This is a genomic window from Psychrobacter okhotskensis (assembly GCF_013248965.1).
GTDB lineage: Bacteria > Pseudomonadota > Gammaproteobacteria > Pseudomonadales > Moraxellaceae > Psychrobacter > Psychrobacter okhotskensis.
This window is the reverse complement of sequence record NZ_JABRVQ010000002.1, coordinates 1-12,418: the sequence shown is the minus strand read 5'-3', so window position 1 is coordinate 12,418 and position 12,418 is coordinate 1. Positions and strand designations below refer to the sequence as shown.

Here is a 12,418-nt window from a genome sequence, read left to right as displayed (position 1 = left end):
ATTTTTGCTAGATTCTAGGGCGTGTCTTCAATCCAAGCGCTTGTATTTAAATGGGCTAAAAATGGCTAAACTTTGCCAAACGTCGTCAAACAGCTGATTAATATCTCGATATTATTTGTGCTATTTTCCTCGTTTGACGGCAATTTATCTCATTTTTATGACCATTTTTAACATGAGAACATGGCCTAACTCAATACACTCAGTGTTTTTCTGTTTTTAGTAAACTAAAAAACACAGTGATTGGCGCAACCTAGTGTTTGCGTCTATAATGTAGGGCTAGATTATTATTTAATAAGTCGGCTTTTTATAGAGAGCGATTTAACCCATCCGCATGTAGTCAGTGAACATGTAATCAGCAAGGTGCGATATGTCAGAAGACCAAACAATGAGCGCAGAAGAGTTTCAAAACCAATACTTCAATGAGACTGAGCCTAAGGGCTTGGACGGTGATATGGAGTACGATTTGAAGACAGGCCTTCTCGGTGAGCACGATGAATTTGCCAACTTGCATGCAGAGCTCGAAGAAGCGCGCGAGCAACTGGTTAGTATTCGTGATTTTATACGTTTTTCGGTCACTCAACTTCGTAACTATGATGTGGTCGTGGCTCAAGGCACGACAGATGAGTTTGCTGAAGCATCAGCGATTGTGTTGCACTCGTTGTCGTTAGATTGGTCCGCGAATGAGCAGATTCTAGACTGCCGGCTGACCACGTCAGAGAAGCAATTGGTATTGAGCCTGTTAGAAGAGCGTATCGCTGAGCGTAAGCCTTTAAGCTACTTGATCAATTTATCCTACTTCTGTGATTTGCCTTTTTATGTTGATGAGCGCGTGCTCATTCCGCGCTCGCCTGTAGCAGAATTAATACGTCAACAGTTCCATCCGTATTTTGATGTCAATGAGCTGGCGAAGCCACTGGGTATGACGGTCAATGATAAGGCTACTGCCTTCTATGATCATGGTTTGGATGTCAAGCAGCTATCACAGCCTGAGCGTGTTTTAGACTTATGCACCGGCTCTGGCTGTATTGCTATTGCCTTGGCGACGCGCTTCGTCGATGCCTTGGTCGATGCTGTAGATATTGATAAAGGCGCGCTTGAAGTGGCGATGGTCAATGTCGATCATCATGATCTTGGCCATCAAGTGAATGTGATTGAGTCGGATCTGTTTGCCAAGATTCCTGCTGAAAATCAATACGAGCTGATCGTTACCAATCCGCCGTATGTCGATGCTGCTATCATGGCAGACTTGCCACCAGAGTTTTTATACGAGCCTGAGCATGCGCTAGCAGCAGGTCAAGATGGACTGGACTTGGTACACCGCATTCTTTTTGAAGCGCCAGACTATCTCAGTCCAGAAGGCTTACTGGTCTGTGAAGTGGGTGATAGTGAGTGGGCGTTAAAGCAAGCCTATCCTGAGATTCAGTTTGACTGGTTAAAGTTCGCTCATGGTGGTCATGGGGTGTTTGCGATTACTTATGATGAGCTAATGGCACATCGTCAGCTGTTCGCTCCTTTTGTGCAGATGTTAGACAGTCATAAATAAGTATAAATTAGCAGTCAAAAATTACAAACGATTGATCAAAGAAGCATAAGTTACGTTTACTTGTTTAAGGATAAATATGGCAGGCAATAGTATCGGGCAAGTTTTTACGGTCACCACCTGCGGTGAGTCGCATGGTGCCGGTCTCATGGCAATCGTTGATGGCGTGCCACCGGGTTTAGCATTATCCGCAGAAGATTTGCAGATTGATTTGGATCGCCGAAAGCCGGGCACGTCTAAGTACTCGACCCAGCGCCGCGAGTCTGACGAAGTTGAGATCATCTCTGGTGTATTTGAAGGCAAAACCACAGGTACTTCTATCGGTCTGCTGATTCGTAATACCAATCAAAAATCCAAAGACTATAGCGAAATCAAAGACACCTTCCGTCCCGGTCATGCCGATTATACTTATAGTATGAAGTATGGTTTTCGTGATTATCGCGGTGGCGGTCGCTCTTCGGCGCGTGAGACTGCAATGCGTGTGGCGGCGGGCGCTATCGCTAAGAAGTATCTGCAAGATCGCTTGGGCGTACAAATTCATGGCCATGTGACGCAGATTGGTAATGAATATAGTCAGGTCACCAACCCCGAGCAAATCGATTGGGACTTTGTCAATAGCAACCCGTTCTTTTGTGCGGATGCTGATACCGTCAGTCGTTTTGAAACCTTGATAGATAGCTTGCGCCGAGAAGGCACCAGCTGCGGCGCCCGTCTAGAGATTATTGCTAGCGGTGTTCCAGTCGGTTTAGGTGAGCCAGTATTTGATCGCCTCGATGCGGACATTGCTCATGCAATGATGAGTATTAATGCTGTCAAAGGCGTTGAGGTTGGTGATGGTATGGCGGTCGCAGGGCAGTTTGGTCATCGCTCTCGTGATGAGCTGACGCCGGACGGCTTTACTGCCAATCATGCTGGTGGTATTTTGGGTGGTATCTCATCGGGTCAAAATATTCGGGTCAGTATCGCGCTCAAGCCAACTTCTAGTATTACTACCGCTGGCAAGAGCATCAATACAGAGGGTGAAGCAATTGAGATGCTAACCAAAGGTCGTCATGACCCTTGCGTGGGTGTCCGTGCCACGCCGATTGCAGAAGCCATGTTAGCCATTGTTTTGCTAGATCACTATCTGCGCCATCGCGGTCAAAATGCGGATGTAAAGCCACCAGTAGAATCGATTACTTAGTGGTTTGATTTCGCTAATTATTCAAGAAAAGTCTTTTCCCTGTTGATGGATTTCATTGATAAGGTAAAAGACTTTTCTATTTTAGAACTTATAAGCTATTTAGTGATCTAACCGTAATGCACTTTACCACTCAGCTTTTATAGCTTGAAGCTATTTACCCTTCTGTGACAATGATATTTTTAGCGTAATGTAAGAGTATTCTTCTATAACAAAAATTCTTGTTAGATCCTTTAGCTTCGGCGTATTGCTCATGAATAATGATGTCGTAGTCGCAAAAGCCATCTTCTGAAAATATGAAGGAGCTACCTTGACTGTCTATCATTGAGATACGGTCGCCATTATTATCATATACGCGCGTATCCCAACCTATTGAGATGTCTATTGGGTGATTTGCTGTTTGCGCGCTAAAACGAATTGAATACTGCTCCTCACTTTTAGGTGTGATAACTAACCTCTGTTGTTTATCTATCTCTTCTGAGCTTACGTCTGTGCTTTTAGAAAGATACTCGCCTTTTACTGAGTAAATATCATAGTTTGTTTTATTGATTAATTTAATATGAGTAGCAAAAAATTCGCTGTAAATAAACCATACTACAAGAAATAGTAGTAATACTTTTAGTGGTTTGTTTAGTGATGACATGTTAATCATATTGGGCACTTATTGATTTAAGCAAGCAATGGATAATCATTAACCGCCACACATTGCTGATGACGAAACACCAGAAGTAATTGCTGACTAGGAATGGCTAGCCAATGCCCAAAATCAATACTATCAATACCTTCGCATGACAGCGCTTGTAGGCAAAAATGACGACTACCGCCTAAACAGTTTTCTAGAACTTGGGTTTGATTAATAAGGTTTTTCATAGTGTTTCTACTTTTACTGTTGATGACGAATTTGAATAACAGCATCATAAAATAAAGAGATAGAAAACCTGTGTAGGAATGATGGAAGTTTAATGAATTGTCATAAATTTTTATTCTTGAGCCAAGGGTAGGGTAATGCTGACCATAACCCCAGAACGTTGCTTGATACCCGCAAATTCTCCCTCACTATGCGTATGAATATTATTAATAGCGACCTGACCACCGTGATGCTCGATGACTTGTTTGACCAATGTTAACCCCAGTCCTGTGCCCTTTTTGGGTGTAGGCGCGGATGCGGTAGAGGAATCTGCTTCATTAGCGTTTTGGCCAACGCCATAAGTAGCATGGCTGTTATGTGGGTGGCTGTTATGTGAGTGGTCGTGATGCACATGACCGTGATGAGACAAGCTAAAATAGCGGTCAAACGCTTTAGTCACCGCGTAATCTGGCAATAACTGACCATCGTTAAATATATCAATTTTGACGCTTTGTGCTGAGCGATGAATATAAATATTAATTGTGCTTTCAGCAAAATGAATGGCGTTGTCCAATACGTTTTGCAGTACTTGTACCAACCAAAATTGATCGGCAAAAACGTTAATATCAGCAGATATATCTGCGTTTAAAGGTGCTGATTCACTAACTACTTTATCATCTACATAGATATGAATAGGTACTAGGTGCTGCTGCTGCAGCATCGCGGTATTGTCTTTTGCAAGGCTCTGCATCAACGGTAATAAGGGAGTAAGTTGTTGATTCAGTTTAAAGGTCGGTTGTTCAATCTTAGCGAGTAACAGTAGCCTATCGATTAATTGCTGCATTTTTATACTTTGTTCACCAACGGTTTGGATAAGCATCTGCCGATCGTCTTCATCCAAGCCGTCGTCCTCTAGCAGCTCGCTACTGGCACGAATGGCCGTCAACGGGCTTTTTAGCTCGTGGGTCAACGTATGCACATAGTCGTTGACATAGCCTCTATTCTCTAAGCGATGCTTCATGGTTTCAATGGTATCGGTCAAGCTATTGAGCTCATGACCTAAGTAAAAATAAGGCTTTTTGGTGTCTTCTGCCAGCGCCTTGGTATATTGAGTCACAAGGCTGATGCTTTGTTTAAGCCACCATGCCACGAGCCCAGCTAAAATAAGAGCGACAATACTAATGAGCAAGGCAGTAATCAGCATACGCCGACGAGTATTGTCCAAGTAAGGCAGCACGCTCGCGACTGGCTTACCGACGCTAACGACGCCAATTATATTGCTTGCCTCATCCTTGATTGGCTGCGCCACATACATGACCGTACCATCGCGCTGATTGTGATCTCGTGTCGTACTTCTCGCGCCGTATTGACCTTTTAAGGTTAAATAGACGTCATTCCAGCGGCTATAATCCTGTCCTTCAGCATTGTTAGGCGTGCGGAATGAATCATAGATGACCGTGCCTTGCTTGTCTGTGACATAGACTCGAAAGCTACTATAGGTTTTTTCATCATACTTGATGTCTGGGCGGGTTATATTGTTGTTTGCTAAGGTATTAATAAATGCAGTATCAAGTTGGCTTTGATAATCCTCATCATACAGCTCTTTTGATTGCAGTGGTTGCTGTAGGCTGGCTGCTAGTAGTTTACTGGTGTCTAAGAGCGTGTCCTCAATCACTTGCTGCACGGTCGGCTTGACGTAGCTAAAAAGCTGAGTAAACACGACGATGCCGCAAATAATCAGCACTAAAGCCACTGCCAACCAAATCCTAAAAAAGATACTTAAATTTAGCAACTTTTTTGGGTCAGCCGTTTGTTGTGCCGTGCCAATGGGATGCAGTTTTGCATACCAATTACTTTGGCTGGTATTAGCACTGTTATTGGTTTGATGAGTCATAGGTTTGATACTGCTATTAGTACTCGGTAAGGTCGCTTTGAGCGTATAAATATACTATTTAGCAGCGAATGAACATCAAAGCCTAAGCTGGACATAACGCATAGCCAAGACCACGATGGGTATGAATGACTTCAATGCTAGAATCGACGCTTGCCAGCTGCTTACGAATGGATTTGACATGACTGTCAATCGTCCGTGCCAAGCGATGGTCAGGATAATCACTGACAGCATTGAGTAGCTGTTCACGGCTAAATACTTGATTGGGCGCTTTTAATAAGGTCAATAAGATTTTGCGTTCAGTGTTACTCAGTTCAAGCTTTTGCTCTTGCCACAGTAGCGAGTAATTGAGCGGTTGATAATGCCAGATACCAGACTGACACTCAAACGTCAGCGCTTGCCCCGACATGTTATTAGAAGAGCCATTGCTTAGTGAAGTATTGTTAGATAAAGCATGGTCGGCGCTATTATTTGCTGTTACTGTATGGTTATTGGCAGCCTGCTCATAAAGTAATTGCTCACGTCGCCAAATCGCTTTTAGGCGGGCGACCAACTCTCTAGGGCTAAAGGGTTTGGCACAATAGTCATCACCGCCCATCTCTAAACCTAAGATACGATCGACCTCATCACTACGTGCAGTCAAAAATACCACAGGCACATCCTTGAGCGTTCCTACATCAGGCGCATGACGTATCTGCTGGCATAGGCTTAAACCATCACCGTCTGGCAACCCTACGTCTAAGATAATCGCTGATAAATCTTGCGCTTTTTCGCTACGTAGCAACGGTAGTACGCTGCTGGCATTATCTAACCAAGTGATTTGCCAGCCTTCACGCTTGCAAGTCACTTTAAGCGACATAGCAATAGCGGGATCATCTTCTACCAATAAAATATGAGTCATAAGCGTTATATCGTTTTATAAAAAAATTAAGCTAAAGTATAGTCGATGAATAGTAAAGCTAGTACAGCTGTATTAGTGTGCTATTGGGATAAGTTTTTCTGGCGTGCTGCATACGCAGAGGCTGCGCAAAATTTATCCCAATAGCACTGTAGTCATTCTAAGTTTTTTGACTGTAGCGTTAGTCACAGCTATATTTACAAAGATTAAAAAATGTTGATAAGGCGTCATACAGTCAGTATCAATCCATTAAATTATCGTAGCATAAAAGTAGTGCTACATTTTGCTAGCACTCATCAATCGCTGTGAAAAATTGATGGAAAAGCTGAGGCAAGTAATAGTAAGTAAGATAATGGTAGGACATTGAACCTTACTGACACTATAGTCTATTCACAATAAAAGAGCGTCACTATATCAACGTGCTACTGGTATAAATTTTTCTTGCGTGCTGTTCGCCAGCGTGACAGAGGCTGCAAAAAATTCATTCCAGTAGCCTAGTAAAATTGTATCGTTTTTAAATTGAATCTATCTTACTTTTTAGAGAGAGATACTTAAAAATTTATTTAACAGAGTTAACCAAAAAAGGCCAACTTAGTCTCAGCTAAGTTGGCCTTTTTACTAAATATATTTACCGAGATGTTTTGACCTCATAACGACTATGTCAGGCCTTTACAATTGGCATAATAGCTGACGGTCGCGGGCCAATCTGAGAAGATGCCTTTGACACCAACGTCTTGTGCCAGTACATCGATATAGTTCATCATATCGCCATCATTATTAATGGCATCGCCCAGACCACTATAATACCAGTCGCCGCCACCTGCAAGTGGCCCTGAGCGTTCGAGTGACCAGGCGAGAATATTCAGCCCGTTGGCTTGGGCTTGTGTTGCGTATGCAGAAGGCATCATTTTACCCTTGCCATTGGTAGTGACCAATAGCCACGATGCCGGTGCGATAGTATTGACACCGCGAGCTTTGATATCGGCTAATGAATGCTTCCACGTGGTCGGGTCATTTTTGTCAAAAGTCTTGCCTGCAGCAGTTTCATTACTGTCATCAATTAAGTAGACGGCATTGGCAGCAAAGAGGGGCTCGTTGTTAAGCCAGTATTCGATATCTTCAATATTAAAGGACTGCGGGTACACCTCACTAGCGGACACGCCTGCATTCTTATAAGTGTCAATTAACTGTTGACGATAAGCATCCAAACTATAACCGTTGAACGGCATAGTAACGACTGGGGCTTTCAGCTCAGGCGTATGCTTCATGCCCAAGCTGCTGGCAAGTGTAATGTGCTCTTTTAAAGTCAATAACTCACCATTTTGTGAATACAAATCCGTTCGCCACGGTGCTGTTGCATTCATATACCCACTAATACTAATCGCTTGAGGGTTCGCAGCGTCCATTTTCCCTTTGAGGCTTTTGAATTCACTCGCGCTAATATCTGAGGTTCGGCATTCAATATCCGCCGCATTGGTCAGTATGCCATTGGCGTCCACTATTGGTGGTACGGTACATTGGTCAGCCAGTGTGGTCGCGAGAATGTTGGTGGTGGTATGTAAGTCGTTTTGCGCGTGGCGACATACCAACTCGCCATCTTTGGTAAAGGCAACATCACACTCCGATATGCCTGCGCCCATTTGCGCCGAGGCAACATAGCCGTCATAAGTATGCTCAGGGAACTGTAGTGGTGCGCCGCGATGAGAAATAGAGAAGTCTGTCTTGCTGGGTATTTGCGTTTTACATGCCAGCAACTCGTCTTTGAGCGGGCCCTCATCCATATCATTGACCAAGTAAAAGGGTCGAACCCCGTAAGTGTATGCGACGGATTGGGTCGGCTCAGTAGTAGGCGGTGTAGGTGGCACTGCAGTCGAAAAGTCGTCATCTTCCTCGCAGCCTATTAGCAGTAGGGTACTAACAATTACTAACGGCAAAGTAAGATTTATTTGACCGATTTTTTTAAGTGGCACTTTCTTAAGCTGATTGCGTTTAAGCACTGAATTATCCGAAATTGTCATGTAAACTGTCTCCATAAAAAGTGCAAAATAATAAGAATAACTTTTATTGTCATTTAACTAGCACTCAAAGTACCGAGTTATGTTTAAGGAATGATGACAACCGAACCTATTTTGTAACTTTAACCCTATTTAAATTTTTGAATATTATTAAGGATAAATGATGAGTGAATATCTAGAGTGCGTTATCGTTGAGCATAACCCTGCCAAAAAAACGATAGATCGAGCCGTTATTTGGCTACATGGTTTGGGCGCGAGTGGTCATGACTTCGAGCCAGTTGTGCCGCAATTGGGATTGTCTGATGATATGGCTGTACGCTTTATTTTTCCACATGCGCCCAACCGTCCAGTGACTATCAATGGTGGGATGGTGATGCCAGCGTGGTATGACATTTTAGAGATGAGTCTTGAGCGTAAAGTTGACATTGCCCAAATCGAACAATCTTCTCAGAAAATACATGATTTGATCAGTCGTGAAATTGAGCGCGGTGTCGCTCCTGAACATATTGTAATCGCAGGGTTTTCGCAGGGCGGGGCAGTGGCCTATCATGCGGCACTTGGTTATCCAGAGCGCTTGGCTGGCTTGATGACGCTATCGACTTATCTGGCGACTAATGATAATATTAGCTATAGCGCTGCTAATAAAGATATGCCAGTATTGATTGAGCATGGTACGCATGATCCAGTTGTTCCTGTAATTTTAGGCGAGCAAGCACAGCAATTATTATCCGCAAAAGGCTATAATGTTCAGTACAATACTTATCCGATGGCACATCAGGTCTGCATGCCGCAGATTCAAAATATCGGTAAATGGCTAAATACTGTTTTGGCCTAAAAATCTAAGCTGTAACATAATGTAATGCCAACTGTATATAGGTTGAAACAACAGGGGTAGTTACTATATAATGCACAGTCTTATTGGGGATGTTCTGGCTTCGACGCTGGTGATGAAACTCAATGATGCATGTCGAGAGTATATGTCCTCTCGTTAATCAAACATATATTGTTATAGTCGCAAACGACGAAAATTACGCTCTAGCAGCTTAAACCCTGTTTACATGGTTTAAACCTGTTTACTTAGCTGCTGATCACCTACAGTTGGTCAACTAAGTTGAAGCGTCCGCATGTAGGCTCGCCACAAGTGATTGTCTCAATCGTTTGGGTTCAAAAGTAGAGAATCGTCCAATCCATCCTGACTGTCGGATCGGTGCGGATTAAAACCAAAGACAGAAACTAAACATGTAGATTCATGAGCGTAATGCTGGCGGACGCGGGTTCAACTCCCGCCATCTCCACCAAATATTAAAAATCCGATCACTCAATGTGGTCGGATTTTTTTTGGTTTAATTTTAAATGTAGATAGTTGAAATAAAAGTTAAAAGGGACAATCAACTGGTTCTTCATTAGCCAAAAAAGACATATGATAGTTGTAGGTATTATTAACACAGATTTCTGCGTCGTCAACGGTATCAAATTGCTCTGCAGTTCTATCAATAGAGGACGTAAAATCGATCACTTGCTGTGGCGATCTCAAATCTTTAGTTAAGTCACTAGCAGTAAAGTGAATCTTAGCGATGTGGTTCTCAATTTTCACTGTAAAATTTTCATTGCCAAAATTACTAGACTCAAACCCTAGTTTTTTCTCTTCTGGTGTTAAACCGTTCAAGTATTCTTGAATAGTGTTCTTTAGTGGTGAATCTTTATCTACATGTCGAATAACATAGCTTGAATCATCTAAATTTGGGTTTTCAAAATAGACTTTGACTGCTAGTTTGTCTTTGACTGATTGGCTGCTCGTTTTTTTAAGGTAGGTGTTGTAGTTATAGGTATATATAGATGATATCTTAGTCATCATTGCATCAGCTAATTCAGGATTATCTCTTATAGTTGACTCTGTAGCAAAACCCCATAGAAATGGCTTAGAGCAACTATCTTTATTACAGATTAGATTGATAACTTCATTTCCATTTGATAGTTGAACTCTAGAATTTGGAAAAATATTGGCCTTATAATTCTTGTTTTTATAATAGATATTTGTAGTTGTAAAAAAATTATACTCAGTTGGAGATAATTCATGGACTTCTATAAGCGAAGGATAAATTTCATATTCTTGAATTTTTATCTCTTTCTCAAATTTCTTAGAGTTGTTCCAGTAGGTGCAGACTATATTATCTTCTACATCTAGATTAAACTGTTCGCATTTTAATTGAGGTTCAGATGTTTTTAGTGATTGTATTTTTGGTTTATCTAAAAAAAAATCTTCTTTATCAGTCTGAGGTAGCACTGATTTATTTTTATTCTCCGCATTACTGCAACCTGCTAATGCAATAGATAATATTGTTAGGAAAATCCTGTAAATATTTTTTTTCATTTCTCATCCCTCAGGAAATCTTGGATCAAGTATAAGCTTGCTATTGCGATAAGGTGTGGGTTTGTTTCCAGAAGGAGGATTTGGTAAATATTTTTTCATAGCTATCCAAACTAAGCGCCCTTCATATCTTTGTTTGTTACATAAGTCTTCATGAAAATGAACTTTCTCATATGTGAAATTATATTTTTTCATTAAAGCAACCAGTAAGCAAGCTACTGATCTAGCTTGTTTATCCGTTACATCCTCCCAATGATCAACATCTACCCAAGTTTGCTTACCGTTTTTGTCATACGAAAGACCAGCAACTTCAATTGATACTGAATAAGGATTTGCATTACCAGCATGTATGGTAAGTTTATTTAAGTTTGCTGTTTGATAAATTTTACCATCTTTGTCTACAACAAAGTATGTGCCATATGGTTTTGACCCTCTATTAAAAAAATTAAATGTCGATTGATCAGAGCTATTGACAGTTCGATGCAAAATTATTTTTTTAATTTCTTAAGTATAATTAATTATTTCAAGTTTAGAGGTGTAATATTTTTAAATATAGTCCAATGTTAAAAGAAAACTATTCTGTCTTTTCCATATAGTAAGAGTAATTGTCACCTTCTAAATAATAGCTCATGTCTATAAAATATTTATTATCATCAGTTTTTTGAATTGTACCAAATTTTTTATCTTTTCCTATGTCATAAATTTCTATACCATTATTATCAACTGGCTTTATATAACATCTTAATTGTTTGTCTGTTTGGTATCCCTCAATATTGATTTGACAAATTTCTTCAAATATTTTTAAATTATAAAAAACACCAACACCAGTTCCAAGATCTTCATCAGTTTGATAATTATTGTACTCATACATACCATAAAATTGTGAAGCATAATTTTTTGGAGTATTTGAGATACTATCAATCGTTGATGGTTTAGAACAAGAAACTAATCCAATTATAAATGTGAGTAGTATAGTTATTCTCATATGAACCCTTGTTAACTTAGTTTTTAAATTTACACTTTTTTAAATTTTCACTTCGAATATAATTTAATAAAGCTAAAAAAGAAATTTTAATATCTTTATCTTTTGATAAATTTATGATATTACTTTTTTCTATTTCTGGTTCTGATTCAACAAAAAGTGGTTCTTTATATTTGTTTTCAATGATAGTAGCGTTAATTAAATTTTTATTATTAAAAATATATTTGTACTCGTAGTTCCCATAATCTGAATAGCTTTTCCCTTGCAATATACATCTATCATTTTTTGAAAACAAAACAAAACTCCCACCTTGTGGAAAAACTTCTGATGAGTCAAACTCAATCTCTTGAAGTTTAGTGATATTGTTATTAGAATAGCTAGAACAACTGATACTAAGTAAAATCATGATACTTATTAGAGCGTTATAAAGATACTTTTTCAATATTTCCATTAGCATTCCCGTATAAATTTCTAAGTTGCGGAGTTTTTCAAGCTAGTTGTCACCATCAAGCCCAATTAAGCAGCTTGTAATCTCATCTTTTCTGGCTCTTTTGCAGGATTCAATGTCGTCGGACCCACAGGCTCACAATCTCTCACCTCTTGACTGCCCCAACGTATTGGATTTTGAGCTTTAGCTTGCTGCATCGTCAGCTTACGTTTTGCCAGTATTTCCTTATCCTCACCCGTATGGCGCTGA

12 protein-coding genes, 1 other RNA gene and 1 pseudogene are annotated in these 12,418 nt (G+C 40.5%); 4 read left to right on the top strand and 10 right to left on the bottom strand.

All coding sequences use genetic code 11. From position 1 onward, the window contains the following. The first annotated feature begins 367 nt into the window (after positions 1-367). Both prmB and aroC read left to right on the top strand, forming a co-directional pair. Positions 368-1,543: a 50S ribosomal protein L3 N(5)-glutamine methyltransferase gene (gene prmB / locus HQR03_RS01510; RefSeq protein ID WP_173238905.1), complete on the top strand. Its 1,176-nt coding sequence runs from the start codon at positions 368-370 to the stop codon at positions 1,541-1,543. A gap of 76 nt (positions 1,544-1,619) precedes the next feature. Beyond that, the gene (aroC, locus tag HQR03_RS01505; protein WP_173238904.1) at positions 1,620-2,723 is read left to right on the top strand and encodes a chorismate synthase; all 1,104 of its coding nucleotides are present in this window, start codon (positions 1,620-1,622) and stop codon (positions 2,721-2,723) included. Between the two features lie 154 nt (positions 2,724-2,877). On the opposite strand, the gene HQR03_RS01500 is transcribed toward aroC, so the two are convergent. The 5 genes from HQR03_RS01500 to HQR03_RS01480 all read right to left on the bottom strand — a co-directional run bounded on the left by HQR03_RS01500 (position 2,878) and on the right by HQR03_RS01480 (position 8,374). Continuing rightward, positions 2,878-3,363 (bottom strand): hypothetical protein, encoded by a 486-nt coding sequence (locus HQR03_RS01500; RefSeq protein WP_157824067.1) that lies wholly within the window; start codon positions 3,361-3,363, stop codon positions 2,878-2,880. Positions 3,364-3,389: 26 nt separating this feature from the next. Continuing rightward, positions 3,390-3,590, bottom strand: coding sequence for a hypothetical protein (locus HQR03_RS01495; RefSeq protein WP_101211734.1), 201 nt, complete (start codon positions 3,588-3,590; stop codon positions 3,390-3,392). 110 nt (positions 3,591-3,700) lie between these two features. Beyond that, positions 3,701-5,461: a two-component system sensor histidine kinase CreC gene (creC, locus tag HQR03_RS01490; protein WP_173238903.1), complete on the bottom strand. Its 1,761-nt coding sequence runs from the start codon at positions 5,459-5,461 to the stop codon at positions 3,701-3,703. A gap of 82 nt (positions 5,462-5,543) precedes the next feature. Further along, positions 5,544-6,359: a response regulator gene (locus HQR03_RS01485; protein ID WP_173238902.1), complete on the bottom strand. Its 816-nt coding sequence runs from the start codon at positions 6,357-6,359 to the stop codon at positions 5,544-5,546. 653 nt (positions 6,360-7,012) lie between these two features. Next, on the bottom strand, positions 7,013-8,374 hold the full coding sequence (locus HQR03_RS01480) for a glycerophosphodiester phosphodiesterase family protein (protein WP_025653047.1): 1,362 nt from the start codon (positions 8,372-8,374) through the stop codon (positions 7,013-7,015). Between the two features lie 160 nt (positions 8,375-8,534). Between HQR03_RS01480 and HQR03_RS01475 the strand changes: the two genes are divergently transcribed. Together HQR03_RS01475 and ssrA are read left to right on the top strand one after the other, a co-directional pair. After that, complete coding sequence (locus HQR03_RS01475) at positions 8,535-9,206, top strand: alpha/beta hydrolase (RefSeq protein WP_173238901.1); 672 nt, start codon at positions 8,535-8,537, stop codon at positions 9,204-9,206. An 85-nt stretch (positions 9,207-9,291) separates the two neighbouring features. Then, positions 9,292-9,669, top strand: a transfer-messenger RNA (tmRNA) gene (gene ssrA / locus HQR03_RS01470). A gap of 77 nt (positions 9,670-9,746) precedes the next feature. Here ssrA and HQR03_RS01465 read toward each other — a convergent pair. From HQR03_RS01465 to HQR03_RS01445, 5 genes and pseudogenes are all read right to left on the bottom strand, one after another. Then, entirely contained in the window at positions 9,747-10,742 is a 996-nt protein-coding gene (locus HQR03_RS01465) for a hypothetical protein (RefSeq protein ID WP_101211750.1), read from the bottom strand. 3 nt (positions 10,743-10,745) lie between these two features. After that, on the bottom strand, positions 10,746-11,228 hold the full coding sequence (locus HQR03_RS01460) for a peptidoglycan recognition protein family protein (RefSeq protein ID WP_265089684.1): 483 nt from the start codon (positions 11,226-11,228) through the stop codon (positions 10,746-10,748). 85 nt (positions 11,229-11,313) lie between these two features. Continuing rightward, positions 11,314-11,724 (bottom strand): DUF5991 domain-containing protein, encoded by a 411-nt coding sequence (locus HQR03_RS01455; RefSeq protein WP_173238900.1) that lies wholly within the window; start codon positions 11,722-11,724, stop codon positions 11,314-11,316. A 16-nt stretch (positions 11,725-11,740) separates the two neighbouring features. Beyond that, entirely contained in the window at positions 11,741-12,172 is a 432-nt protein-coding gene (locus tag HQR03_RS01450) for a hypothetical protein (protein ID WP_173238899.1), read from the bottom strand. 65 nt (positions 12,173-12,237) lie between these two features. Further along, positions 12,238-12,418, bottom strand: a pseudogene (locus HQR03_RS01445) (IS3 family transposase); the annotation flags it as partial.